Annotated in this window: 24 protein-coding genes, 5 tRNA genes and 1 pseudogene; 10 read left to right on the plus strand and 20 right to left on the minus strand. The window is 71.3% G+C overall.

All coding sequences use genetic code 11. The annotated features are described in order from the left end of the window. Positions 1-49 precede the first annotated feature (49 nt). The 3 genes from GPA10_RS22905 to pdxS are packed head-to-tail and all read right to left on the minus strand — an operon-like array spanning position 50 to position 2,461. Positions 50-802 carry a YebC/PmpR family DNA-binding transcriptional regulator gene (locus tag GPA10_RS22905; protein ID WP_058851865.1) on the minus strand — a complete coding sequence of 251 codons (753 nt, stop codon included), beginning with the start codon at positions 800-802 and terminating at the stop codon, positions 50-52. 48 nt (positions 803-850) lie between these two features. Further along, positions 851-1,459 carry a pyridoxal 5'-phosphate synthase glutaminase subunit PdxT gene (gene pdxT / locus GPA10_RS22910; RefSeq protein ID WP_157167128.1) on the minus strand — a complete coding sequence of 203 codons (609 nt, stop codon included), beginning with the start codon at positions 1,457-1,459 and terminating at the stop codon, positions 851-853. Positions 1,460-1,471: 12 nt separating this feature from the next. Next, complete coding sequence (gene pdxS / locus GPA10_RS22915) at positions 1,472-2,461, minus strand: pyridoxal 5'-phosphate synthase lyase subunit PdxS (protein WP_157167129.1); 990 nt, start codon at positions 2,459-2,461, stop codon at positions 1,472-1,474. A 161-nt stretch (positions 2,462-2,622) separates the two neighbouring features. Between pdxS and GPA10_RS22920 the strand changes: the two genes are divergently transcribed. Next, complete coding sequence (locus GPA10_RS22920) at positions 2,623-2,874, plus strand: hypothetical protein (protein ID WP_157167130.1); 252 nt, start codon at positions 2,623-2,625, stop codon at positions 2,872-2,874. Positions 2,875-2,886: 12 nt separating this feature from the next. Here GPA10_RS22920 and GPA10_RS22925 read toward each other — a convergent pair whose 3' ends face one another. From GPA10_RS22925 to pgsA, 4 genes are all read right to left on the minus strand, one after another. Further along, positions 2,887-3,432: a hypothetical protein gene (locus GPA10_RS22925; protein ID WP_343041231.1), complete on the minus strand. Its 546-nt coding sequence runs from the start codon at positions 3,430-3,432 to the stop codon at positions 2,887-2,889. Positions 3,433-3,806: 374 nt separating this feature from the next. After that, positions 3,807-4,973, minus strand: coding sequence for a glycosyltransferase family 4 protein (locus GPA10_RS22930; RefSeq protein WP_058851860.1), 1,167 nt, complete (start codon positions 4,971-4,973; stop codon positions 3,807-3,809). Then, on the minus strand, positions 4,970-6,010 hold the full coding sequence (locus GPA10_RS22935) for a phosphatidylinositol mannoside acyltransferase (RefSeq protein ID WP_246259571.1): 1,041 nt from the start codon (positions 6,008-6,010) through the stop codon (positions 4,970-4,972). Before GPA10_RS22935 ends, GPA10_RS22930 begins: the two co-directional genes overlap by 4 nt. Next, positions 6,007-6,735: a phosphatidylinositol phosphate synthase gene (pgsA, locus tag GPA10_RS22940; RefSeq protein WP_058851859.1), complete on the minus strand. Its 729-nt coding sequence runs from the start codon at positions 6,733-6,735 to the stop codon at positions 6,007-6,009. Before pgsA ends, GPA10_RS22935 begins: the two co-directional genes overlap by 4 nt. Positions 6,736-6,940: 205 nt before the next feature. Between pgsA and GPA10_RS22945 the strand changes: the two genes are divergently transcribed. Both GPA10_RS22945 and GPA10_RS22950 read left to right on the plus strand, forming a co-directional pair. After that, positions 6,941-9,157 (plus strand): elongation factor G-like protein EF-G2, encoded by a 2,217-nt coding sequence (locus GPA10_RS22945; protein WP_058851858.1) that lies wholly within the window; start codon positions 6,941-6,943, stop codon positions 9,155-9,157. Positions 9,158-9,430: 273 nt separating this feature from the next. After that, entirely contained in the window at positions 9,431-11,086 is a 1,656-nt protein-coding gene (locus tag GPA10_RS22950) for a hypothetical protein (protein ID WP_058851857.1), read from the plus strand. 250 nt (positions 11,087-11,336) lie between these two features. Here GPA10_RS22950 and GPA10_RS22955 read toward each other — a convergent pair whose 3' ends face one another. From GPA10_RS22955 to GPA10_RS22970, 4 genes are all read right to left on the minus strand, one after another. Beyond that, positions 11,337-11,897, minus strand: coding sequence for an HIT family protein (locus GPA10_RS22955; protein ID WP_058851856.1), 561 nt, complete (start codon positions 11,895-11,897; stop codon positions 11,337-11,339). 69 nt (positions 11,898-11,966) lie between these two features. Beyond that, on the minus strand, positions 11,967-13,946 hold the full coding sequence (gene thrS / locus GPA10_RS22960) for a threonine--tRNA ligase (RefSeq protein WP_343041232.1): 1,980 nt from the start codon (positions 13,944-13,946) through the stop codon (positions 11,967-11,969). Positions 13,947-14,074: 128 nt separating this feature from the next. Next, on the minus strand, positions 14,075-15,304 hold the full coding sequence (locus tag GPA10_RS22965; RefSeq protein WP_157167189.1) for a serine/threonine-protein kinase: 1,230 nt from the start codon (positions 15,302-15,304) through the stop codon (positions 14,075-14,077). After that, complete coding sequence (locus tag GPA10_RS22970) at positions 15,301-15,867, minus strand: DUF4365 domain-containing protein (RefSeq protein ID WP_157167131.1); 567 nt, start codon at positions 15,865-15,867, stop codon at positions 15,301-15,303. The genes GPA10_RS22965 and GPA10_RS22970 overlap by 4 nt, the downstream gene beginning before the upstream one ends. Before the next feature lie 165 nt (positions 15,868-16,032). Here GPA10_RS22970 and GPA10_RS22975 point away from each other — a divergent pair, with 165 nt between their 5' ends. Continuing rightward, on the plus strand, positions 16,033-16,758 hold the full coding sequence (locus GPA10_RS22975; RefSeq protein WP_058851854.1) for a 3'-5' exonuclease: 726 nt from the start codon (positions 16,033-16,035) through the stop codon (positions 16,756-16,758). A 104-nt stretch (positions 16,759-16,862) separates the two neighbouring features. Here the strand turns inward: GPA10_RS22975 and GPA10_RS22980 are convergent. From GPA10_RS22980 to GPA10_RS22995, 4 genes are all read right to left on the minus strand, one after another. Next, positions 16,863-16,934: transfer RNA gene (locus GPA10_RS22980), tRNA-Val, on the minus strand. A gap of 17 nt (positions 16,935-16,951) precedes the next feature. Continuing rightward, positions 16,952-17,422, minus strand: coding sequence for an SRPBCC family protein (locus GPA10_RS22985; RefSeq protein WP_157167132.1), 471 nt, complete (start codon positions 17,420-17,422; stop codon positions 16,952-16,954). A 256-nt stretch (positions 17,423-17,678) separates the two neighbouring features. Beyond that, a tRNA-Val gene (locus GPA10_RS22990) sits at positions 17,679-17,750 on the minus strand. Between the two features lie 74 nt (positions 17,751-17,824). Beyond that, entirely contained in the window at positions 17,825-18,271 is a 447-nt protein-coding gene (locus tag GPA10_RS22995) for a TIGR02611 family protein (RefSeq protein ID WP_058851852.1), read from the minus strand. Between the two features lie 191 nt (positions 18,272-18,462). On the opposite strand from GPA10_RS22995, the gene GPA10_RS23000 reads away from it, so the two are divergent. Together GPA10_RS23000 and GPA10_RS23005 are read left to right on the plus strand one after the other, a co-directional pair. Continuing rightward, positions 18,463-18,876: an SsgA family sporulation/cell division regulator gene (locus GPA10_RS23000; protein ID WP_003959770.1), complete on the plus strand. Its 414-nt coding sequence runs from the start codon at positions 18,463-18,465 to the stop codon at positions 18,874-18,876. A 242-nt stretch (positions 18,877-19,118) separates the two neighbouring features. Next, a pseudogene (locus tag GPA10_RS23005) lies at positions 19,119-19,682 on the plus strand (CGNR zinc finger domain-containing protein); the annotation flags it as partial. Positions 19,683-19,785: 103 nt separating this feature from the next. On the opposite strand, the gene GPA10_RS23010 reads toward GPA10_RS23005, so the two are convergent. Continuing rightward, on the minus strand, positions 19,786-19,977 hold the full coding sequence (locus GPA10_RS23010; protein WP_058851851.1) for a hypothetical protein: 192 nt from the start codon (positions 19,975-19,977) through the stop codon (positions 19,786-19,788). Between the two features lie 232 nt (positions 19,978-20,209). Next, positions 20,210-20,653: a hypothetical protein gene (locus GPA10_RS23015; protein ID WP_058851850.1), complete on the minus strand. Its 444-nt coding sequence runs from the start codon at positions 20,651-20,653 to the stop codon at positions 20,210-20,212. Positions 20,654-20,864: 211 nt separating this feature from the next. On the opposite strand from GPA10_RS23015, the gene GPA10_RS23020 reads away from it, so the two are divergent. Then, positions 20,865-21,410: a DsbA family protein gene (locus GPA10_RS23020; RefSeq protein WP_157167133.1), complete on the plus strand. Its 546-nt coding sequence runs from the start codon at positions 20,865-20,867 to the stop codon at positions 21,408-21,410. 85 nt (positions 21,411-21,495) lie between these two features. Here the strand turns inward: GPA10_RS23020 and GPA10_RS23025 are convergent, their stop codons facing one another. From GPA10_RS23025 to GPA10_RS23035, 3 genes are all read right to left on the minus strand, one after another. Then, the gene (locus GPA10_RS23025; RefSeq protein ID WP_058851848.1) at positions 21,496-22,320 is read right to left on the minus strand and encodes a GNAT family N-acetyltransferase; all 825 of its coding nucleotides are present in this window, start codon (positions 22,318-22,320) and stop codon (positions 21,496-21,498) included. Between the two features lie 94 nt (positions 22,321-22,414). Beyond that, the gene (locus GPA10_RS23030) at positions 22,415-23,236 is read right to left on the minus strand and encodes an aminotransferase class IV (RefSeq protein ID WP_343041234.1); all 822 of its coding nucleotides are present in this window, start codon (positions 23,234-23,236) and stop codon (positions 22,415-22,417) included. Between the two features lie 124 nt (positions 23,237-23,360). Beyond that, on the minus strand, positions 23,361-24,431 hold the full coding sequence (locus GPA10_RS23035) for a chorismate-binding protein (RefSeq protein WP_343041235.1): 1,071 nt from the start codon (positions 24,429-24,431) through the stop codon (positions 23,361-23,363). A gap of 156 nt (positions 24,432-24,587) precedes the next feature. Here GPA10_RS23035 and GPA10_RS23040 point away from each other — a divergent pair. The 3 genes from GPA10_RS23040 to GPA10_RS23050 all read left to right on the plus strand — a co-directional run bounded on the left by GPA10_RS23040 (position 24,588) and on the right by GPA10_RS23050 (position 24,849). Then, a tRNA-Gly gene (locus GPA10_RS23040) sits at positions 24,588-24,660 on the plus strand. A gap of 42 nt (positions 24,661-24,702) precedes the next feature. Beyond that, positions 24,703-24,776: transfer RNA gene (locus GPA10_RS23045), tRNA-Cys, on the plus strand. Between the two features lies 1 nt (position 24,777). Further along, positions 24,778-24,849 (plus strand) — tRNA-Val (locus GPA10_RS23050).

The raw sequence follows: 24,849 nt of genomic DNA on the forward strand, positions 1-24,849 counted from the left end.
GGCGACCACGGGCGGCCCGCGGCGGCACCCTGGAAGCCCGGCGGAGCGCCTACGCGTCGACCTTGGCCATGACGTCGTCGGACACGTCGAAGTTGGCGAAGACGTTCTGCACGTCGTCGCTGTCCTCCAGGGCGTCGATGAGCTTGAAGATCTTGCGGGCGCCCTCCTCGTCCAGCTCGACCTGCATGGTCGGGACGAAGTTGGCGTCGGCCGAGTCGTAGTCGATGCCGGCCTCCTGGAGCCCGGTGCGCACCGCGACCAGGTCGGTGGCCTCGCTCAGCACCTCGAAGGACTCACCGAGGTCGTTGACCTCCTCGGCACCGGCGTCCAGGACGGCGCCGAGGACGTCGTCCTCGGACAGCTCACCCTTGGGGACGATCACGACGCCCTTGCGGTTGAACAGGTACGACACGGAGCCCGGGTCGGCCATCGAGCCGCCGTTGCGGGTCATCGCGACGCGCACGTCGGAGGCCGCGCGGTTGCGGTTGTCCGTCAGGCACTCGATGAGCACCGCGACACCGTTCGGGCCGTAGCCCTCGTACATGATCGTCTCGTAGTCGGCGCCACCGGCTTCGAGACCGGCACCGCGCTTGACCGCGGAGTCGATGTTCTTGTTCGGGACGGACTGCTTCTTCGCCTTCTGGATGGCGTCGAAGAGCGTCGGGTTTCCTTCGACGTCAGCGCCGCCGGTCCGCGCCGCGACCTCGATGTTCTTGATCAGCTTCGCGAAGAGCTTGCCGCGCTTGGCGTCGATCACGGCCTTCTTGTGCTTCGTCGTAGCCCATTTAGAGTGGCCGGACATCTGCCTGTCTCCTTCGCGTAACCCACCTCAGTACGAACGCCAGAGATCCTACAAGGATCGCGGTGCCTGCTTCGCCCGGACCATGTCCACGAACAGGGCGTGCACCCTGTGGTCCCCCGTGAGCTCGGGGTGGAAGGACGTGGCGAGCACATCGCCCTGGCGCACGGCGACGATGTGTCCCTCGTGCTCGGCGAGCACGTCGACGGCGGCACCGACCGACTCCACCCAGGGTGCGCGGATGAAGACACCCTCCACAGGGTCGCCCCCGATCCCCTTGACGTCCACCGCCGACTCGAAGGACTCGTTCTGCCGCCCGAAGGCGTTGCGGCGCACGATCATGTCGATGCCGCCGATCGTCTCCTGTCCCGAACGGGGGTCGAGGATCTTGTCGGCCAGCAGGATCATGCCCGCGCAGGTGCCGTACACCGGCAGACCGTCACGCACGCGCGCGCGAAGGGGTGCGAGCAGGCCGAAGAGGACCGCGAGCTTGGAGATGGTGGTCGACTCGCCGCCCGGCACGACCAGGCCGTCGATGTCGTCGAGCTCCTCGGGGCGCCGCACCGGCCTGGCCGCGGCGCCCGCCGCGGCCAGGGCGACGAGGTGCTCCCGCACGTCGCCCTGGAGGGCCAGGACGCCTATCACGGGGGTGTCCGTCATCTTCGGAGTGCCTTACCAGCCGCGGTTCGCGTAGCGCTCGGACTCGGGCAGGGTGTCGCAGTTGATGCCGACCATGGCCTCGCCCAGGTTGCGGGAGGCGTCCGCGACGATCTTGGGGTCGTCGTAGAAGGTGGTCGCCTTCACGATGGCTGCGGCGCGCTTGGCGGGGTCGCCGGACTTGAAGATGCCGGAGCCGACGAACACGCCCTCGGCGCCCAGCTGACGCATCAGGGCGGCGTCGGCGGGGGTGGCGACACCGCCGGCGGAGAACAGGACCACCGGCAGCTTGCCGAGCTCGGCGACCTCCTTGACCAGCTCGTAGGGGGCGCGCAGGTCCTTGGCGGCGGCGTACAGCTCGTTGTTGTCGAAGCCGCGCAGCCTGGCGATCTCGTTCTTGATCTGGCGCAGGTGGCGGACGGCCTCGACGACGTTGCCGGTGCCGGCCTCGCCCTTGGAGCGGATCATCGCGGCGCCCTCGGCGATGCGGCGCAGGGCCTCGCCGAGGTTGGTGGCGCCACAGACGAACGGCGTGGTGAAGGCGAACTTGTCGGAGTGGTTGACCTCGTCGGCCGGGGTCAGGACCTCCGACTCGTCGATGTAGTCGACGCCGAGGGACTGCAGGACCTGGGCCTCCACGAAGTGGCCGATCCGCGACTTGGCCATGACGGGGATCGACACGGCCTCGATGATGCCCTCGATCATGTCCGGGTCGGACATCCGGGCCACGCCGCCGTCCTTGCGGATGTCGGCGGGAACCCGCTCCAGGGCCATGACGGCGACAGCACCGGCGTCCTCGGCGATCTTCGCCTGCTCCGGCGTCACGACGTCCATGATCACGCCGCCCTTGAGCTGTTCGGCCATGCCGCGCTTCACGCGGGCGGTGCCGACGGCGGTGTCCTCGGCGGTCTTGGGGGTGCTGGGGGGCGTGCTGGACACGGGTGACCTCACTCGGTGACGAAGGCTGGGGCCGCGGGAACCGGGACCGGGACGAACGGGGGACATCCTGCGTTCGGCTTCCGTTGTGTTTCCGCAGTACAGAGGAAACGTTCCGGGACCAGGCCACTGCAAGGGCCAATGGTGAGGCTGTGGATCGTTTTCGGTACGTGGGCCACCGAGCGCGCCGACCTCTCCCCAGGGGGCGCGGCGTGCCTCATCCTGGGCCCATGCGTGCGGTGTGGGGAACGCTGCGGGTGGCCAAGGCCCCCGTCGTCGGTGCGGCGAAGCGGGCGAACCGGTGGTGGGACACCCACCGGGCGCTCACGGATCTGGTCTTCCTGATCTTCGTGGCCTCGCTGGCCACGCGATTCTGGTTCCGGTGGTGGTTGGTCCCGGTGCTGCTGATCGGTGCCGCGGCCCTCGTGATGTGGGGTACGGAGGTCGTGCGCCTGGCGCGGCGGCTCCGGCGGGGCGGCTGAGGCCGCCGCCCGCTACGTTCCCGGGCGGTCCGCCAGCGCCGCCGGTGCCATGTCGTCCATCTCGAAGGCCATCGGGAACGGCGCGTGCCCCGCGAGCCGGAACCAGCGGACCTTGCGGTGGCGGCGCAGGGCGCGGGCCGCGCGCACGGCGTCGTTGTGGAACCGGCGGGCCATGGGGACCCGGCGGACCGCCTGGCCGAGCTCGGCCGCGGCCCCTTCGCCGCCCGGGGCCTCCCGGACCGCGTCGACCTGCCCCGCGTCCTCGAAGACGGCACGCAGCGCCTGGCTCAGCTCGCTCTCCGCGACCTCGCGGTGTTCCTCCTCCGCCTGCCGTGCCGCGTGCGCCGCCTCGTACAGGACGATGGACGCCGCCGGGTCGAGCACCCCCGAGGTGGCCAGCTCCTGGGTGACGGACGCGCGGCGCAGCAACTGCGCGTCGAGGGCGGCGCGTGCCGCGTCGATGCGTGCGTGCAGCCGGTCCAGGCGGCCCGCGGTCCAGCTCAGGTAGAGGCCGATCGCGAGGAGTGCGGCGGCGATCCAGATCAACGTGGGAATCACCCCCGCACCGTATCTGGCGGGGGCGCCTTGGGCGGTGCGGGGTTGTGCCCCCCGCCCTGGTTCCCTCGGGTTCGGCGGGGTGCCGTTTGTCGGCCTTCGGCCTTGTCCTCAAACGCCGGACGAGCTGTTGTCGCCCTCCGGGCTCGTCCTCAAACGCCGGACCGGCTGTTGCCGCCCTCCGGGCTCATCCTCAAACGCCGGACCGGCTGTTGCCGCCCTCCGGGCTCATCCTCAAACGCCGGACCGGCTGTTGCCGCCCTCCGGGCTCATCCTCAAACGCCGGACCGGCTGTCGTCGCCCTGCGGCGTCGGACGGGCTGTTGGTACCGGGCGGGCCGTCCGGCAGGAGTTCTCCGCGGCAGCGCGTCCAGCGGGCTACAGCTTGTCCTTCGCCAGGCCGAAGCGGGCGCGCAAGCCCGTGCGTTCGTCCGTGGCGACCGCTGCCGCGCCGTCCGCCACCGTCTCGTACACGGAGAGGATGTCGGCGCCGACCGTCGACCAGTCGAAGCGGCGTACGTGCTTGCTGCCGCGTTCGCGGAGTTCGGTGCGGCGGTCGGTGTCGCGCAGCAGCCGGACGGCCGCGCCGGCCAGGGAGTCCGCGTCCTCGTTGGCGAACAGGTCGCCGGCCGCGCCCTGGTCGAGGACCTGGGCGAAGGCGTCGAGGTCGCTCGCGAGCACGGGGGCGCCCGCGGACATCGCCTCGACCAGGATGATCCCGAAGCTCTCGCCGCCGGTGTTCGGGGCGACGTACACGTCGACGCTGCGCAGCAGGCGCGCCTTGTCCTCGTCGGTGACCATGCCGAGGAACTCCACCCGGGAGCGCAGCTCGGCGGGCAGGGAGGCGACGGCCTCCTCCTCGTCGCCGCGCCCCGCGACCAGGAGGCGGGCCCCGGGCCGCTCCTCGAAGATCCGCGGCAGGGCGCGCATCAGGACGGGCAGGCCCTTGCGGGGCTCGTCGATGCGCCCTATGAAGCCGATGGTCTGGCCCTGCCACTCGGGCTTGGGCTCGGCGCGGGCGAAGAAGTCGACGTCGACGCCGTTCGGGATGACCACCGCGTCGCCGCCGAGGTGCTCCACGAGGGTGCGGCGCGCGTACTCGCTGACCGCGATCCGCGCGCTGATCTTCTCCAGGGCGGGCTGGAGGATCGGATACGCCGCGATCATGGCCCGCGAGCGCGGGTTGGAGGTGTGGAACGTGGCGACGATCGGTCCCTGCGCCGCCCAGCACGTGAGCAGGCCGAGCGACGGCGACGTCGGCTCATGGATGTGGATCACGTCGAAGGTGCCGTCGTGCAGCCAGCGGCGGACGCGCGCGGCCGAGATGAATCCGAAGTTCAGCCGCGCCACCGAGCCGTTGTACGGAACCGGAACGGCCCGTCCCGCCGACACCACGTACGGCGGCAGGGGGGTCTCGTCGTCGGCGGGGGCGAGGACGGAGACCTCGTGTCCGAGGCGGATGAGGTGCTCCGCCAGATCGCGGATGTGGAACTGGACGCCGCCCGGGACGTCCCACGAGTAGGGGCAGACGATGCCTACCTTCACGGTGGCCCCTCGGCCGTCGTCTCCGGAGACGTCGATGCGGGCGGCGCCTTGGGGGACGCCGGTTCGGGCGGCGTCGCCTTCGAAGAGGCGTCCTCCGTGGCAGGCCCCTTCGAAGAGGCGGCCTCCGGAGCGGGCGCCTTCGACGGGTCCAGGTCGGCGAGCCACAGGCGCTGGAGCATGTGCCAGTCCTCGGGGTGCTCGGCGATGCCCGTGGCGAAGGCGTCGGCGAGGGCCTGCGTCATGGCGGCCGTCTTCTCCGTACGCGTTCCCGTCTCGGGCACCTCGACCGGCGGGTGCACACGGCCCCGCATGACCGGCGAATCGTCGTACCAGAGCGTCACGGGCAGCAGCAGCGCGCCGGTCTGCTGGGCGAGCGCGGCGGGGCCCGCCGGCATGCGCGCGGTCTCCCCGAAGAACTTCACCTCGACGCCGGACGCCGACAGGTCGCGGTCCGCGACCAGGCAGACCAGGCCTCCGGCGCGCAGGCGGCGGGCCAGCGTCCCGAAGGCGGAGCCGCCGGTGTGCGGCAGGACCTCCATGCCGAGGCCGCTGCGGTAGGCGACGAAGCGGTCGTACAGCGACTCGGGCTTCTGCCGCTCCTGCACCGTCGTGAAGGGGATCTCCAGCTTCGTGGTCACCCAGGCGCCCGCCAGATCCCAGTTGCCCAGGTGCGGGAGCGCGATGATGACGCCCCTGCCCGACGCCAGGCCGTCGGTGAGGTGGTGCAGGTCCTGCGGCGTGAAGCCGTCGCGGATGCGGTCCCGGCTCCAGGCGGGCAGCCGGAAGGACTCCATCCAGTACCGCATGTACGAGCGCATGCCCGCCTTGGAGAGCGCGGCGAGGCGCGCGGGGCTCGCGTCGGGCACCACGCGCGCGTAGTTCGCCTCAAGGCGCAGCACGCCCTTGCCGCGCCGCTTCCACGCCAGGTCGGCGATGGTCCGGCCGAGGCGCACCGCGGCGGACTCGGGCAGCTTCTTGACCGTGCTCCAGCCGACGCCGTACAGCGCGTCCGTGAGCTTCTCCGTGGCCGGGCTCATGAAGCCGTCTCGCTCTGCTGGGGCGCCTCCCGTGCGGCCTCCTGGTCCGCTTCCTCGGACTCCCTGCGCACGGTCACCACACGCTGGACGAGCGTGACGAGGCTGCCGACGGCGACGATCCACAGCGCGATGGGCAGCAGCACGTCGATGCCGGGCACCCCGAACTTGTGCAGCCCGGCGAAGCCCGCGGCGACCAGCGAGATCACCAGGCGCTCGGCGCGCTCCACCAGGCCGTTGACGGCCACAGGCAGGCCGATGGCCTCGCCGCGCGCCTTCGTGTACGACACGACCTGGCCGCTGGCCAGGCAGAAGAGCGTCACCGCGCACAGCACGTTGTCGTCGCCGCGGCCCGCGTACCAGAGCGCGAAGCCACCGAAGATCGCACCGTCGGCGACCCGGTCCAGGGTCGAGTCCAGGAACGCGCCCCACCGGCTAGACCGGCCGAGCTGGCGCGCCATGTTGCCGTCGACCAGGTCCGAGAACACGAACAACGTGATGACGACCGTGCCCCAGAAGAACTCCCCCCGGGGGTAGAAGACCAGCGCTCCCGCGACCACACCGGCCGTACCGATGAACGTGACCGTGTCGGGGCTGACCCCGCGGCGGATGAGAAACGCGGCGAACGGTGTGAGGACACGCGTGAAGAATGCACGCGCGTACTTGTTCAGCATGGCCTTCCCGAGGGTCGGTGCCGTGGCGGCCCCGTTGGCCACCGGCTGGCCCATCGTAGTCACGCCCGCGGCACCCCGGCTCGCCCCCTCACGATCGCGTACGACGTATGGACGCACCGTGACACGAGTGCAAAGCTCGAAAGCACCGCGGGCGTCGCCGGAGCCGCCCCCGCACGCGGGTCCCGTGCGTCCGCGCACAGCCAGCATCCCTGAGGGGGCTGCGCCTCCTCAGCCATGCGCACAACCGGGAGGCCAAGGCATGGGCGACAAGGCGAACGCACACCCCGGAGCCGCCGGCAGGGCGGCGACGGCCGACCACCCCGCGTCCGTACGGAATGTGGTGCTGGTCGGCCACAGCGGATCGGGCAAGACGACCCTCGTGGAAGCCCTCGCGCTGACCGCGGGGGCGGTGAACCGGGCGGGCCGGGTGGAGGACGGCACCTCGGTGTCCGACTACGACGACATCGAGCACCGCCAGCAACGATCGGTGCAGCTGTCCCTCGTGCCCGTCGAGTGGGGTGGCTGCAAGATCAATGTCCTGGACACCCCGGGATACGCCGACTTCGTCGGTGAGCTGAGGGCCGGTCTGCGCGCCGCGGACGCGGCCCTTTTCGTGGTCTCGGCGGCCGAGGGCGCCGAGGGCATCGGCGGCGCGACCCGCATGGTGTGGGAGGAGTGCGCGGCCGTCGGCATGCCGCGGGCCATCGTGATCACGCACCTGGAGACCGCGCGCTCCGACTTCGCGGAGATGACGCGCTCCTGCGCCGAGGCGTTCGGGGCCGACGACCCCGACGCCGTCCTTCCGCTGTACCTGCCGCTGCACGGCGAACAGGGACCCGACGGGCACGCGCCCGTGACCGGCCTGATCGGGCTGCTCTCGCAGCGGATCTTCGACTACGCGTCGGGCGAACGCAAGGAGTCCGAACCGGGCGCCGACCAACTGCCCGTCATCCAGGAAGCGCGCAACAAGCTCATCGAGGGGATCATCGCCGAGAGCGAGGACGAGTCCCTGATGGACCGCTACCTCGACGGCGAGGACATCGACTACGGAACGCTCGTGCAGGACCTGGAGCGCGCCGTCGCGCGCGGCATCTTCCACCCGGTGCTCGCCGCCGCGCCCGCCGTCGAGGGGGCCCGCCAGGGCATCGGCACCGTCGAGCTGCTCGATCTGATCACCGGTGGCTTCCCGACCCCGCTCGAACACCCCGCCCCGGCCGTCACCACCCCCGCGGGCACGGCACGCCCCGCCCTCACCTGCGACCCCCAGGGCCCGTTGGCCGCGGAGGTCGTGAAGACGGCGTCCGACCCGTACGTCGGCCGCATCTCGCTGGTCCGTGTGTTCTCCGGGACCCTGCGTCCCGACGAGACGGTGCACGTCTCCGGGCACGGCCTCGCCGACCGCGGCCACGAGGGCCGCGCCCTCCACGAAGCCGACGAGCGCGTCGGCGCCCTGTCCTCGCCCTTCGGCAAGCAGCAGCGCACGCTCGGCCGGTGCATCGCCGGCGACCTGGCCTGTGTGGCCAAACTCAGCCGCGCGGAGACCGGCGACACCCTGTCCGCCAAGGACGACCCGCTCCTGATGGAGCCCTGGGACATGCCCGACCCGCTGCTGCCGCTCGCCATCCAGGCGCACAGCAAGGCGGACGAGGACAAGCTGTCGCAGGGGCTCTCCCGGCTCGTGGCCGAGGACCCCACCATGCGGCTCGAACAGAACCAGAACACCCACCAGGTGGTCCTGTGGTGCCTCGGCGAGGCGCACGCGGACGTCGCCCTCGAACGGCTGCGCAACCGCTACGGGGTGCAGGTCGACCTGGTGCCGCACAAGGTGTCCCTGCGCGAGACGTTCGCGAACAAGTCGGCGGGCCGCGGCCGGCACGTGAAGCAGTCCGGTGGCCACGGCCAGTTCGCCATCTGCGAGATCGCGGTGGAGCCGCTGCCCGGCGGCAGCGGCATCCAGTTCGTCGACAAGGTCGTGGGCGGCGCGGTGCCGCGGCAGTTCATCCCGTCCGTCGAGAAGGGCGTCCGTGCCCAGGCTGCCAAGGGCGTCGCGGCCGGCTATCAGCTGATCGACATCCGTGTCACGCTGCTCGACGGCAAGGCGCACTCCGTGGACTCCTCCGACGCCGCCTTCCAGACGGCGGGCGCCCTCGCGCTGCGGGAAGCCGCCGCGGACGCCACGATCCATCTGCTCGAACCGGTCGCCGAGGTGCAGGTCCTCGTCGCCGACGAGCACGTCGGCTCGGTGATGAGCGACCTCTCGGGGCGGCGCGGCCGGGTCGTCGGCACCGAACAGGCCCCGGGCGGACGCACCGTGATACGGGCCGAGGTCCCCGAGATCGAGATCGGCAGGTACGCCGTCGACCTGCGGTCCCTGTCGCAGGGCACCGCCCGGTTCAGCCGGAACTACGCACGGCACGAGCCGATGCCGCCGCAGCTGTCCCAGAAGATCCGCGAACAGGCCCAGGGCTCCTCATGACCGGCGCACAGGTGACCTGAACCGGCCTGAACCGGCCTGAACCCGCCGGATGCCGCCCTTCCGCCCCCGTCGGACGGGCGGCATTCGGCGACCCACTGCCGTATGTCAGTGCGCACCGATACGCTGATGACCTGATCAATGGCCGTGCCCGCCAGGTCAACAGGTGTGCCGGGCCACGCAGTCGGGAATTTCTGAAGGCGTCGGGAATTTCTGGAGACAACGCAGTCGGGACGAGCCGCCGCGCCGAGCGCGGTGCGGCGATGGGGGCGGCAGGTGGCGGACGACGTATTCGACTTCAGGCCGGGGGCCCAGGTGCCCCTGGCGGGCGCCGCGGGGCAGACAGCGGCGACGCAGGCCCTGGCGTCGGCGGCGTATCGCGACGGCGAGGTCGACGACATCCTCAAGGCCAACAGCGACTGGCACAAATCCGTGGTGAAGCCCGGTCTGTGGTCGCTGTGCAAGCCCAACCTGGGTGAGGCCTTCTCACGGACCGTGCAGGTGCGGATGCTCGGCGGCGCCAGGGCGCCGCTCATCCAGTCCTTCGGCACGGAGCCCCAGGTGATCGTCGAGCACTGCCTCGCGGCCAATCGGATCCGCAGACAGCGCGACAGCTGGCTGACGGCGGTCATGGCCCTGTGCGGGCTGCTCTTCCTGCCCGGCCTCCTGGCCTGGCTCCTGGTGTTCACGATCCGCCGATGGATCACCAAGCAGAAGGACAAGCGCACCCACGCCATCGCCACGGCCCTGCTCGTGGCCCTCGGCGTCGTGGTCGCCCTGGTGCTCATCAAGCTGCCCTTCGGCGGCTTCTGGGCCTGGTATCTGCGGCTGTGCGCCGTCGTGCCCGTGCTCGGCTGGTTCTGGGCCAAGCACGTGGCGGAGGGCACCGCCAAGGACCTGCGGGCGCGCTGGGACAGCCTGCTCGCCGGCGGCGGCGTCGGCGCGAAGATCCCCGAGGCGGTCCCCGGCAGCCCCGGCGAGACGGCTGCCGAACGTCTGCGCCAGGGCCTGGCCCGCCTGTCCGCGGAGCAGCAGTCCAACTCGGTCTTCTACGCCGGCCCCAAGGGCATACTGGGCATGGGCACCCGCTGGGGAAGCTGGCAGCTCGCCGAGGAGCTCACCGCCCGCGACGAGGACAAAGAGATCAACCCGTTCCGCAGCTGGGACGTGGTGCGCGCGGTGCACGACCAGCTCCGCATGCTGGAGCGCGGCCCCCTGCACACCGGAGGCTTCCCCAAGCCCTCGATAAGGCACTGGATCGTCACCCCCATCGGGGAGAACGCGGGCTCGGTGTCCCGCCCCTCCGGTACGGACGTCGACGCCTTCCAGATCAAGGGCCACGAGATACAGCGGATCTGCAACGAGCAGCAGTTCGGCAGCGGCGACCGCCACTACCTGGGCGTGCAGTTCACGCTCTGGGACGGCCAGCTCGTGATCACGATGCTGATCACGGTGACGGTGCTGCACGAGACGCTGCGCATCGAGGTCACCGGACACGCGCTCGGCCCGGTCCACTCCCTGTTCACGAGCAAGCCGTCACCCAAGACGAAGACGGTCAGCAAGACGATCAGGTTCTGGGAGACCAAGACCCAGCAACTGCCCCTCGTCGACGCCCAGGAAGTGGTGCGTCTCGCGGTCCGCGCCCCCTTCACCTGGTATCCGCCGATCCTCGACTACCTGGGCGGCAAGCTGGTCCTGCCCGAGCCGTTCGGCCTGCGGCACGCCTGGGCGGACAAGCCCTGGCGGCACCGCTTCATGGCCGACGACGCGCTGCGCGCCGCCACCCCGGTGCTGCGCGTGGTGCACTCGGCGGCACTGAAGGTCCTGGAGGAGAACGGCGTCAACACCGACCGCTTCGGCGCCCGCGCCACGTTCCTCAGCGGCGCCGTGCAGGACCCGGCCCCGAAGCAGGCGGACGTGTACAACGCGTAGGGCTCACCGCCGGTCCGGCGCAGAGCAGAGCCCGGGCGGTGCGGCGCACAGCGTGCGTACCGCACCGCCCGGGGGCTAGGGCCTGTCGTCAAACTCCCTCCTGCCACGTGACGCCATGCACGCACTTTCGCCGCACCGGGCCCAGACCCAAGTACGTCCAGTACGAGGGCCTGTGCCCGGCACGCCGAGAGCACGCACCTGACGCCACGTGGCCGCCCTCCGGGCAACGGAGGGAGTTTGACGACAGGCCCTAGCCCTTCGGCCAGGCCTCCGCCAGCATCTTGCGGGTGTCCGCGAGCAGTTGCGGCAGCACCTTGGTGTGCCCGACGACCGGCATGAAGTTCGTGTCCCCGCCCCAGCGCGGCACGATGTGCTGGTGCAGATGCGCGGCGATGCCCGCGCCCGCGACGGTGCCCTGGTTCATGCCGATGTTGAAGCCGTGCGCCCCGGACGCGGTGCGCAGCGCCGTCATCGCCTGCTTGGTCAGCTCACCGAGCTCGGCGGTCTCCGGCCCGGTCAGCTCCGTGTAGTCGGCGACGTGGCGGTAGGGCACGACCATGAGGTGCCCGCCGTTGTACGGGTACAGGTTCAGGACCGCGTACACGTGCTCACCGCGTGCGATGACGAGCCCGTCCTCGTCCGATTTGGCCGGGATCGAGCAGAAGGGGCAGCCGTCGTCCGCTCCGGGACCACTGGGCTTGTTCTCGCCCTGGATGTACGCCATCCGGTGAGGCGTCCACAGGCGCTGGAACGCGTCCTGAGTCCCCACTCCGATCTGCTGCTCCGGCTCAGTCGTCATGCTGTGCAGCATATGACTTCGCCCGTCCGGAACGTGCCGCCGGGGCGGTGGGCCCCGGCGGCACTGGCGCGTACGCGCCCGTCAGACCTGGACGCGCTCCTCGACGACCTTCGCGATCTTCGCGATGGCGTCGTCGACGGGGATGCCGTTCTCCTGCGAGCCGTCGCGGTAGCGGAAGGACACGGCGCCGTTCTCCATGTCCTCGTCGCCCGCGATGACCATGAAGGGCACCTTGGCCTTCTGCTGGTTCCTGATCTTCTTCTGCATGCGGTCGGAGGAGGCGTCCACCTCGACCCGCAGCCCCTGGGCGCGTGCCTTCTCGGCGAACTCCCGCAGGTAGGGGATGTGGGCGTCACCGATCGGGATGCCGACGGCCTGCACCGGGGCGAGCCAGGCGGGGAACGCGCCCGCGTAGTGCTCCAGGAGCACGCCGAAGAACCGCTCGATGGAGCCGAACAGGGCCCGGTGCAGCATCACGGGCTGCTGACGCGAGCCGTCCGCCGCGGTGTACTCCAGGCCGAAGCGCTTCGGCTGGTTGAAGTCGACCTGGAGGGTCGACATCTGCCAGGACCGGCCGATCGCGTCCTTGACCTGGACGGAGATCTTCGGGCCGTAGTACGCGGCGCCGCCCGGGTCCGGCACCAGCGGCAGGTCCTGCTTCTCCGCGGCCTGCCGGAGCGCCTCGGTGGCCTCCGCCCAGTCCTCGTCCTCGCCGATGAACTTGTCGGAGTCGTCACGGGTGGACAGCTCGAGCTCGAACTCGGTCAGGCCGTAGTCGCGCAGCAGGTCGAGCACGAAGGTGAGGAGGTTGTCGAGCTCCTCGGCCATCTGCTCCTTGGTGCAGTAGATGTGCGCGTCGTCCTGGGTGAAGCCGCGCGAACGGGTCAGTCCGTGCACGACGCCCGACTTCTCGTACCGGTACACGGTGCCGAACTCGAAGAGGCGCAGCGGCAGCTCACGGTAGGAGCGACCGCGCGACTTGAAGATCAGGTTGTGCATCGGGCAGTTCATCGCCTTGAGGCGGTAGTTCTGCTCGTCGAACTCGATGGGCGGGAACATGCCGTCCGCGTAGTGCGGCAGGTGACCCGAGATCTCGAAGAGCTTCTCCTTCGAGAGGTGCGGGGTGTTCACGAACTCGTAGCCGGAGACCTCGTGGCGGCGCCGCGAGTAGTCCTCCATCACCTTGCGGATCACTCCGCCCTTGGGGTGGAAGACCGCGAGACCCGGGCCGAGCTCCTCGGGGAAGGAGAACAGGTCGAGCTCCGAGCCGAGCTTGCGGTGGTCGCGCTTCTCGGCCTCGGCGAGGAACTCCAGATGCGCCTTCAGCTCGTCCTTGGACGGCCACGCGGTGCCGTAGATGCGCTGGAGCTGCGGGTTCTTCTCGCTGCCGCGCCAGTAGGCGGCGGCGGAGCGCATCAGCTTGAACGCCGGGATGTTCCGGGTGCTGGGCAGGTGCGGGCCGCGGCAGAGGTCCTTCCAGCACAGTTCGCCGGTCTTGGCGTCGAGGTTGTCGTAGATGGTCAGCTCGCCGGCGCCCACCTCGGCGTCCGCGCCGTCGGCGGCGTTCGCGGCGTTGCCCTTGAGGCCGATGAGCTCCAGCTTGTACGGCTCGTCGGCGAGCTCGACGCGGGCGTCGTCGTCGTTGGTGACGCGGCGCGAGAAGCGCTGGCCCCGCTTCTGGATCTCCTGCATCTTCTTCTCGATGCGCTTGAGGTCCTCGGGCGTGAACGGCTCGGCGACGTCGAAGTCGTAGTAGAAGCCGTCCCGGATGGGCGGGCCGATGCCGAGCTTGGCGTCGGGGAACAGCTCCTGCACGGCCTGCGCCATCACGTGCGCGGTGGAGTGGCGCAGGATGTCCAGGCCGTCCTCGGAGGAGATCTCGACGGGCTCGACGACCTCGCCGTCGGCCGGTGCGTACGCCAGGTCCTTCAGCTCGTCGCCCACGCGGGCGGCCACAATGGTGCGCTCGCCGTCGAAGAGCTCGGCGGCCGTAGTGCCCGTCGTCACCACGCGCTCTTCCCGCTCGGAATCGCGTTGGATGATCACACGGACGTCTGACACCGGTCTCTCCTGCCTGAAGGGGGCTGCCCTGCTGGTACGGGGCCTGCGGCAGATCTGCTCCTGCGCGCGCAACGAATCGTACCGAGCCAGGGGGGCCCAGAGCGAAACGGTTGTCCGGAGCGGCCGGCTCAGTCCCCGCTGCACGCCTCCTCGAAGAAGTCCAGGTTCTCCTGCATCGCCTTCATCAGGCGGTCCCGCTCGGCCTCGTCCACCTGGACGGGCACCACATCGGCGGCATCGGTGAGCCTGCGGAAGCCGCCCCGGCTCTCCAGGCGGCCGTGCACCCGGATCGGCAGGCCGACCAGGTGCGCGTGCCCGGCGATGCGGTAGTCCTCCTCGTCCAGGGACATCCTGACGTGCGGGACCTCCGCCCCGGCGAGCACCCGTACCCGTACGGTGCCCGCACCCCGCGGTCCGGAGCGCCGCATGCGCACCACGGTCCCGGTGATCCGCACCGGCACCGCGGGCTCGGCGCGCAGATAGCGGGCGCCGGCCTCGCGCAGCACGGGCAGGTCGCCGGGCGAGAACTCGACGGGCTCGGCGGACGCGGCGCACCCCTGAGGGACGCCTGCGGCGGGTGACCACTGCACGCCGACCCTCGCGCCCTCGGTGCCGCGGACGAGGGTGATGACGGCCTCGACCAGTTCGTGGCTGACGCCCGCGCCGACGGCGCCGTCGAAGGCGTCCATGCCGCCGGTGGCCCGCTGGTAGTCCACCGCTTCCCTGGCGGCGTACAGCGCCTGGTGCAGGCGTACGGCGAGCGGCCGTCCGGTGGGCACGGGCAGATGGGCGGTGAGCCGGTGGCCGCCGTGGGCCGGGCCGACGAGGACGCCCTCCAGCGAGGCCGCGGCGGGGCGGCGGTGCCGTGCGCCGTAGTACCCCGCTCGGGCGCGGACGGCGAGCGCGCCGGCGAGCAACAGCCGGCGCGCGGCGGTGCGCAGTTGTTCCTCGGCCGTCCAGGACGCGGTGCCCGCGGGGCCGCTCGGCACGTCCCGCCACCAGGAGATCTCGTCGCTCGGGACGGCGAGGGCGACGAGCACGTCGCGGGCGGAGGGGGACGCGCTGCGGGCGAGCGCGGTCAGGGCCTCGCCGAGCAGGTCCTCGCTGTCGGGGAAGGAGCCGCTCTCCGGCACGAGCAGGCTGGTGCCGCCCGTGCCGGGCCCCGGCGGGGTCCAGCGGGAGTAGCGCCCCGGGGCGCCGCCGCGGCGGTGCCAGCCGTGCCGGGCGAGCAGCGCGCAGAGCACGGCGGGGTCGACCCGCCCGGGTTCGGGCGGGTCCGACCAGAGGGCCGGGGCGTCGGCGGGATGGGGGCGCGGAGCGCGCGGTGGCGCGGGTTCGTCGATCGGGCGGTGCATCAGGGTCTCCCTCCCGTCCCGACGCGCGTCATGATCTCGCAGAGCGCCCAGTCGTCGAAGATCCGCGTGGTCGGGACACGGACGGTGGTCCTTCGGCGGCCCGTCACCGGGTGTCCGGCGAGGTTGGTCCAGTAGCAGCAGTGCCGCAGGTCGAGCCGGTCGTGCCCGGCCCGCAGCCAGTCGTCGCGCGAGCGGGGCACGATCATCACCACGAGGATCTTGTGCACCGACACCGGGGTGCGGGCGAGCTTCACCAGGTGCGCGTTGTCCAGGGTGAAGGAGAAGGCGGGCCCGGCCGGGCGGGGCGGGAGCTGGTAGGTGCACTTGAGCTGCACCTTGATGGTGACTTCGTCGTCCACGGTGTGCCCGGGAGCGCTGTGGCTGACGTGCCAGTCGATGCCGTTGTCCGGGAACGGCTGGGAGAGCGAGCACCCCGCCGCCGCGGCGACGGCGTGCAGATAGCCCACCTGAAGGGTCTCCATGCAGGCGGTGGTGGCGAGATTGCCGCGCGGCGGTGCGATCCGCTCGGGCAGCAGCCCGCCCTGTTCGGGCTGCGCGAGCGCCATGTTCCAGAAGCCTTCCGAACCGGACGTTCCCGTTCGGGCGGGTCGACGACCGCGCCCTGTAACTGTGTTGTCTCCGGGCCGGGTTCGGCGCAAACGGCCCGGGTATCACCAGCGTGGGCAGTTACGCAGGTCAACTGCCGACGCGGAACGAGGAGTTGCGTCAGGATGACGTGCTGGTACGAGGGACCATTGGCCGCATTCGACACGGAGACCACGGGTGTCGACGTCGAGACCGACCGCATCGTGTCGGCCGCCGTCGTCGTGCAGAACGGCGCGGGGGCCCGGCCCCGTGTCACCCGCTGGCTGGTGAATCCGGGCATTCCCGTGCCCGCGGGCGCCACCGCGGTTCACGGGCTCACGCAGGAGCACCTGGAGCGGACGGGCCGCTGGCCCGCCCCGGTGATGGAGGAGATCGGGCGCGAGCTGGCCGAGCAGGGCGCGGCGGGCCGGCCGCTCGTCGTGATGAACGCGCCGTTCGACCTGACGCTGTTCGACCGGGAGTTGCGCAGGCATCGCGCGTCGTCGCTCGCCCGCTATCTGGAGAGCCATCCGCTGTGCGTGCTCGACCCTCGCGTCCTGGACCGGCAACTGGACCGGTACCGCAAGGGCCGGCGGACACTGACGGATCTGTGCGCGCACTACGGCGTGGAGTTGTCGGGCGCGCATGACGCGGCGGCCGACGCGCAGGCCGCACTGGATGTCGTACGAGCGGTGGGGCGCCGTTTCTCGGGTCGTATGGAGCGTCTGTCCCCGGCGGAGCTGCACACGTTGCAGGCGGTGTGGCACGCGTCCCAGGCGCGCGGGCTCGAGGCCTGGTTCGCACGCAGCGGTTCGCCCGAGGCGGTGGATCCGGCGTGGCCGCTGCGGCCGGAACTGCCCGCGGCGGCCTGAGCGTTGCCGCGCGCAGCCGCGGGCGCGGGTGGCTCCAACGCCCTCGGGCAGCCGGGGGCATGAAAAAACCGGTCCGTCGGAAGGACGGACCGGCATTCTCCGGGTGGGCGATACTGGGTTCGAACCAGTGACCTCTTCGGTGTGAACGAAGCGCTCTCCCACTGAGCTAATCGCCCCGGACGCAGAGAGAACATTACAGGTCCGGGCGGCGTTCGTTCAAACCGCTTCGCAGGTACGCGGCGAGACCCCGGCGGCCCGTGCGCATCATCAGGGCGTGGTTCAGCAGGAACAGCGGCCGGCCGGGCACCGCGAGCCGCCGCATCAGGGGCTTGTGCACGTCGACTTCCTGGTCGTACACCGCGCGGGCGCCGCCGCCCGCGGCGGTGACGGTCCAGCGTGCCCAGCCTTCGAGGTCGCCCGTCATGGAGATCTCCAGGATGCCGCGGCCGGGGTCGCGGCGGCGTTCGGCAGCGGTGATCACGAGGTCGTACGGGAGCAGTGAGCGCAGCCGGACGGTGCCGTCGCGTTCGCCGATCGCGGTCACCTCGCGAACCTGCGGCCACCATCGCGCGTAGTCCTCGGCCCGCTCCAGGGTGTCGTACACCGTCGCGGGCGGGGCGGGCAGATTCCAGACGCTGCGGAAACGGTAATGGCACCAGTCCATGGCCCACAGTGTGCGGCCGGTTCGATATCCCTGCGCCGACCGCGCGACAGAACGGACGGGTCGTCAACTCGAAGAAATAGGAACGAGTTATTCCGCAAGGGTTCGCGTGGGGTGTGAAATTCCGTGAATGGGCGTCACATACGCGCCACATATGGTTCCGGCATGCCCCGCATACAGTTCCGGACACGGCGGTCACTCCGCGTTGACACGACTGTGGCCCGGAGACCGTTTCCGGTCTCCGGGCCACAATCCCGGGTGGGCGATACTGGGTTCGAACCAGTGACCTCTTCGGTGTGAACGAAGCGCTCTCCCACTGAGCTAATCGCCCCGGGCGCAGAGAGAACATTACCCCATGTCAGAGGGTGCCCCCGACCATCCCTGCCGGGACGGTCCGCGCTCGGGTCACTGATCGTTGATCTTCCACGGCATCTCGATGCCGAACTTCCACAGGTAGATCCCGACGAGCGCGGCGACGATCACCAGGCCGATCACCGTGAGGATGATGTTGCGGCGGCGGACCCGCGGGTCGAGTGCACGCTGTGCGGCCTCCGTGACCTTCCGTTTCGTCCAGCGCAGGACCAGCTGCGCCCAGACGAACTCGGTCGCCCAGATCGCCATGCCGCCGAAGATCACCACCCAGCCCGGCCCCGGCAGGGGCAGCATGATGATGCCGGCGACGACCACGGCGAGACCCACGATGAACACGCCGACCTGCCAGCTCAGGTGCAGCGTGCGCCGGGCCTTGATGAACTCCGGCGCCCTGGACCCGAAGGGCTTCTCGGCTTTGACCTGCTCGGCCACGTCGTCGACGGCCGCCGCCGCCTTCGACTCGTCACTCCCCGTATTCATGCAGCCAAACCTTACCGGACGGAAACCCGTCACCGGAATGGGCGTACGAAGCAAACGGACAGTCCGCCATACGAGCCACCTAAAGCCACCCAAAACTCTCAGAGGGGTTTACAACGGCACCGTAGGTGGCATGTCGATTTCGCCGACGTGCGAATCCCCGAGCGCACACTGAGCGAAAGGCCCTGGCGCTTATGAACACCACGGTCAGCTGCGAGCTGCACCTGCGCCTCGTTGTGTCGAGCGAGTCCTCACTGCCTGTACCCGCAGGACTGCGGTATGACACGGCCGATCCCTATGCCGTGCACGCCACCTTCCACACCGGAGCCGAGGAGACCGTCGAGTGGGTATTCGCCCGCGATCTCCTCGCCGAGGGCCTGCACAGGCCCACCGGCACCGGCGACGTCCGCGTCTGGCCGTCCCGCAGCCACGGTCAGGGCGTCGTCTGCATCGCCCTGAGCTCCCCCGAGGGTGAGGCTCTGCTCGAGGCCCCGGCGCGGGCCCTGGAATCGTTCCTGAAGCGTACCGACGCGGCCGTGCCACCCGGCACGGAGCACCGCCACTTCGATCTCGACACGGAGCTCTCGCACATTTTGGCCGAAAGCTAGTCCGGCCACGTCCGGGAGCCGCAGTGCGCCGTCCGACTCGGGGCGACGGCGCGGGTACGCGCGCGAACGAGCAGGAAGCGACACACAACGCCATAACGGCAGGCAACAGGCACCGGCGCCGTGGCGTGCACGGCACGAGCCGCTAGCATCGGCCAGCATCGGCGGGCGACCTTCCCCGGGCCTTCGACGGGCATGCGACGGGCGGGGAGGCAGCCCACTACCCCCAGGCCAGGGAGCGAATCGTGCTGATCACCCACGACACCCGGTGTGCGCTCGACGCCGTGGTCGATCTGGTGAACTCCGCGCCAGACGAAGAGAACGGCGACAGCGCCGACGGGCTCACGGACCTGGCGGCACTGCACGGCTTCGTGCAGCGGCACGCGATCAGTGATGTCGGCGTGCTCTCGGAGAAGGATCTGGCGGGGGTGCACGAGATCCGCGCCCGGTTCGCCGAGGTCTTCGCGGCCCGGGAGCCGCACCGGGCCGTCGCCCTGATCAACGACCTGGTCGCCGCCGCAGGCACCACGCCGCGGCTGACCGACCACGACGGCTACGACTGGCACGTGCACTACTTCGCGCCCGGCGCCTCCGTCGCCGATCACCTGGCCGCCGACTGCGGGATGGCCCTCGCCTTCTTCGTCGTCGCGGGCGAGCAGGAGCGGCTGCGCCGGTGCGAGGCGCCGGACTGCCGGCGGGCCTTCATCGACCTGTCCCGCAACCGCTCCCGCCGCTACTGCGACAGCCGCACCTGCGGGAACCGGCTGCACGTCGCCGCGTACCGGGCCCGCCGCAGGGAGGCTGCGGGCCTCGAAGGGGACACACACGAGGCACACGACGCACGCGGCACCCACGACACACGCGGCACCCACGAGGCGCGCGGTTCCCGTGAGGCACACGGCGCAGCCGCGGCTAGAGCAGCAGCAGATCGTGCAGTGATGCCATGAGGAGCAAGGTGCCGATCACCGCCAGAAAGATCATCAGCGGGGGTTGCGAGAGGGCGAAGAGGCAGCCTCGCGGTTCGTCGGCGGTCCCGCGCCCCTTGTCGGCGGTGCCCCGGCCGTCGGGCGGGGCGGGATCGCTCTGTGTGGTGATGTCCGGCATCTCGCGGTGATGATGGCGCAGAGCGGACCCCGCTCTTTACCAACACGGACGTTCTGAGGGGTAGTTCGCCGCATTCCGTGACCTTGCGGGTCCGGTGCGGCGCACCTGCGAGCGGAGTCCGTGGATACGCTCGAACGCAGTCCCGACATGTGGAATGCGGGGCTGTGGCTCCGCCGGGCGGGGCCGCGGCCGGGGGCGGGTTCGGTTCCCTGGGCCGGGCGTGGGCCCCGGGTCAGATCCCGTGCTTCTTCAAGATGGCCTCGATGTCGCTGAAGTCCTCCGCGGGCGCGGCCTTCTGCCCGGCCGCGGGCTTGGCCCCCGGCCGGGCCGCCGAGCCGAGGGACGGCGCGGACGCGGCAGGGGCGACGGCCTCGCGGCGGGCGGCCTTCGCCGCGGCCCTGCGCTCCTTGCGGGTGCCGCCGGAGCGGCGCTCCACCGCGCGCGTGGCCAGGAACAGCAGCCAGGCCGCGCCGAGCACACCGAAGCCGGCCCAGGCGACGGGGCTGAAGGCCGTCTCGGCCGCCCACTCCACCGCCCCGGTCATCACCAGGCCGATCGGGACCAGCGCATACGCGGCGAGACGGGCCGCGGCGAGGAAACGCTTGCGGTACGCCGTGACGGCCGCGATGCCGAGGCCGGCCGCGGCTACGGCGGAGCAGATGGTCTCGGCAATCATCCCGGTCCTCCAGGCGTACGGGCACGGTGCAGTGTCGCTTGTGTCCCTTCCATCCTGCACCGGGTGCGGCGCCGTAGGCCACGGCCCCAGCGGACATCAGGGAGATATCCGGGTAGCGGCTCCTCCCCAGGTCCCGGTCGGCGGCACCGACCGGGGGGGCGCGCCAGGTCCCGGCTGGGGCGCGCCCCGAGGTCCTGGAAGACTGTGCACCATGAACGACTCCCCTCCTTCTGCCCCCTCCGGCCCCGCCGGGCCCGCCGCGCCCCTGGTCATCGACGTCTGGTGCGAGCTGCAGTGTCCGGACTGCCGCACCGCCCTGGACGACGTGCGCGCCCTGCGCGCCCGCTACGGCGACCGCGTCGAGCTGCGGCTGCGGCACTTCCCCCTGGAGAAGCACAAGCACGCCTTCGCCGCCGCCCAGGCCGCGGAGGAGGCTCTCGAACAGGGCAAGGGCTGGGAGTACGTGGAGGCCGTCCTCGGCCGGGTCGAGCAGCTCGACCGTACGGGAGAACCCTTCCTGATCGAGGTGGCTCGCGAACTCGGCCTCGACGCGGAGGAGTTCGACACCGCCCTGGTGGACGGCCGGCACATCCTGATCGTCGACGCCGACCAGGCCGAGGGCAAGGCGATCGGCGTCACCGGGACGCCCACGTACGTCGTCGGCGACGAGCGCCTGGACGGCGGCAAGAGCCAGGAGGGCCTGCGCGACCGCATCGAGGAGATCGCGGACCGGCTGCTCGCGAGAGACCGGGATTAGGTCCCGCCCGGACGGGCCCGCCACGGTCCGGCGCGCCCAGGGAGGCCGACGCGTCCAGGGGGGCCGGCGCGTCCGGCGAGGCCGGTCACAGCAGCGGCTTGTACAGCGCGTACTCGGTCGTCTCGTAGCCCAGGGACTCGTACAGGCGCAGCGCCGGGGTGTTCCCCGCGAAGACGTGCAGGCCGATGCGGTCCTTGCCCGCCTCGAGGCACTGCTGTTCGGCGAGGAGCATCAGGGAGCGGCCGTGGCCCCGGCCGCGGTGTTCGGGGCCGACCTCGACGTCGTACACGAAGGCGTGGCCGTCGCTCTCGGCGAGCCACAGCGTGCCGACGGCCGTGCCGTCGTGGAGCAGGACGCTGAGCCGGTTGCCGGGCGTGGCCAGGCCCTCCGCGAGGAGCGTTTCGTAGTCGGCCGCGGCCTTGGCCCGAGCCTGCTCCTCCGGGACGCCGCGATCGGCCCAGTCCTTGGCGTAGCTCCGCACGGAGTGCTCGGCCCAGGGCGTGAACTCCTCGGGTGTCATCGCCCGCGCCCGCACGCCCAGCGGCAGCGCGGGCGGTGCGGGAGGCAGCGTCTTCGCCATCCGGCGGCTGCGTTCCACATAGCCGAGCGCCGCGGCGAGGGTGCGGCCGCCGGAGGCCGTGACCGGCACGACCGCCACGATCTGGGCGCAGCCCCAGCCGCGGGCCACCTCCTCGGCGGCGAGCGCCGCCACGGTCGCGCGGCCCCGCCTGCGGTCCGGCTCGTCGATGCGCAGGTCCTGGATCTCCGCGACGCGGGGGCCGAGGCGCGCGTGGGTGGCCAGTCGGATCCGGCCGACGGGGCGGCTGTTCACGCAGACGTCGTAGTCGCGCGACTTGGCGCCCTCGGTGCTCTCGTGGAGCGGCCCGGACGGCCGCAGAGTCGTCGTCATCACGGGAGTTCTACCCACTGGGCGCCCCCGGCGTCATCCGGTTTTGCGCCCCCCGCGCCCCGAAGCCGCCCCCTGGGCGCCCCGATGCCGTCCCTCAAGGGTCGAGGTCGTTCCCCGCACGCTCGTCGAAGATCTGCATCGCCTTGGCCGTCACCGGGCCGGGGGCGTCCGGAAGCCGGCGTTCGTCGACGCGGTGCACGGCCTGCACGTCGCGCAGCGTCGAGGTGAGGAAGACCTCGTCGGCGCGGTCGAGGACGTCGAGCGGCAGGTCGGTCTCGCGCGCGCCGGTCCACTGGACGGTGAGTTCGCGGGTGATGCCTGCCAGGCACCCCGAGGCGAGCGGCGGCGTGTGGATCTCGCCGTCGATGACGACGAAGACGTTCGTGCCGGTCCCCTCGCAGAGCTGCCCCGCCGTGTTGGCGAACAGCGCCTCGGTGGCGCCCCGCTCCTTGGCACGGGCGAGGGCGACGACGTTCTCGGCGTACGAGGTGGTCTTCAGGCCGGCCAGCGCGGAGCGTTCGTTGCGGGTCCAGGGGACGGTGATCACGGCGGTGGAGTCGGGCCTGCGCGCGGCCTCGTCGAGGGCGACGACGAGCGTGGCGCCCTGGTCGCCGCGGTCCGAGCCGAGCGGCGAGACGCCTCCGGTGCAGGTGATGCGCAGCCGCCCGAGGGCCGTCGGGTTGGCGTCGACGACGGCGGCGCAGGCGCGGCGGACCTCGTCCGTGTCCGGCTCGGGCAGGCCGAGTCCCCGGGCGGAGCGGACGAGGCGGTCCAGGTGCCGGGTGAGTGCGAACGGCCGTCCCGCGACCGTCTTCACGGTCTCGAAGACGCCGTCACCGACGGTCAGTCCGTGGTCGAGCACGGAGACGCGCGCGGAATCCAGGTCCCGCAGCCCGCCGTTGAGCCATATCTTCACTGAGTCTCACCTTGAGATGTCGGTCCGCACAGGAGGTACGAGGTACGAGGCGTGACGTACGAGCCATGCGGTACTGGGCATGACGTACGAGGCATGAGGTACTGGGCATAAGGCGCGAGGCGGATCATGCGCCCGGTACGTAGGTGCCCGAGGCTACCGCCAGCAGCCGGGCCGCCTTCAGCTCCGTCTCGCGCCACTCCCCCTCGGGGTCCGAGCCCCAGGTGATCCCCGCCCCCGTACCGAACCGCAGCACGGCACCGCCCCCGCCGTCGTTCCCGGCGGTGCGGTCCACCCAGAACGTGCGGATGCCGACGGCGAGCTCTGCCGTGCGCCGGTCGGCGTCGACCCAGCCGATGCCGCCGCAGTACGGGCCGCGGGGCGCGGTCTCCAGGGAGTCGATGATGCGCAGGGCGCTGGACTTCGGGGCTCCGGTGACCGAGCCCGGCGGGAAGGCGGTGGCCAGGAGCTCCGGCCAGCCGGCGGCGGTGCGCAGCTCGCCGCGGACGGTGGAGACGAGGTGCACCAGACCGGGGTGCTTCTCCACCACGCACAGGTCGGGCACGGTCACCGTGCCCGGCGCGCAGACCCGTCCCAGGTCGTTGCGGACGAGGTCGACGATCATGACGTTCTCGGCGTGGTCCTTCTCCAGGAGGTCCGCCTCGGTGCGTCCGGTGCCCTTGATGGGCCCGGACTCCACGACGTCGCCCGCACGGCGCAAAAACAGCTCGGGCGACGCGGTGGCTATCTCCACGCCGTGCGCCGGCAGCCGTATGGTGCCCGCGTACGGGGCGGGGTTGCCGCGGGCCAGGAGCGCGGTGAGGGCGTCCACGTCGGCGGGGGCGGCGGGGGCGGTGTCCTCGCGGAGCGGCGCGGAGAGGATTCGGCAGAGGTTCGCCTGATAGACGTCGCCGGCGGCTATGTGCTCGCGTATGCGGCACACGCCCTCCGTGTACGCGGCGCGGTCGAGCGACGACTTCCAGTCACCGGCAGCCGGGCCGCGCCAGGCGCCCGGCACCGGCGCGGGCACCGGTTCCGCGCGCACCCGCCCGAAGCGGGCGCACACGAACCGGCCCTCGAAGTCGGCGGACACCGCCCAGAAGCCGGCGGACTCCAGGGCGGAAGGGTCGCTGGTCACGTCCCGGAGATCGGTCGCGAGGAGGCCGCCGAAGCGCGCCATGGGAGACAGGTCGTGCACGTCTGCGAGTCTATGACCGGCGTCCCGAGGGCGCCCCGGGCCTCCACCGGAGAGGCGACAACCCAGCACGCTGCGCAAACGCGTTTTTGTACTGGCCCAGGAATCCGCTAGAGTTCAACACGTCGCCGGGACGCGGAAGCGGACCGGGAAAGACAAGCGGACGTAGCTCAGTTGGTAGAGCGCAACCTTGCCAAGGTTGAGGTCGCCAGTTCGAACCTGGTCGTCCGCTCGCAGGAACCGCGGGGGATCTTCCCGAACTCCCGTGACTCCTGGTGGAGTGGCCGAGAGGCGAGGCAACGGCCTGCAAAGCCGTCTACACGGGTTCAAATCCCGTCTCCACCTCCAAGGACGATTAGCTCAGCGGGAGAGCGCTTCCCTGACACGGAAGAGGTCACTGGTTCAATCCCAGTATCGTCCA

This window comes from Streptomyces typhae, from assembly GCF_009755605.1.
Classification (GTDB): domain Bacteria; phylum Actinomycetota; class Actinomycetes; order Streptomycetales; family Streptomycetaceae; genus Streptomyces; species Streptomyces typhae.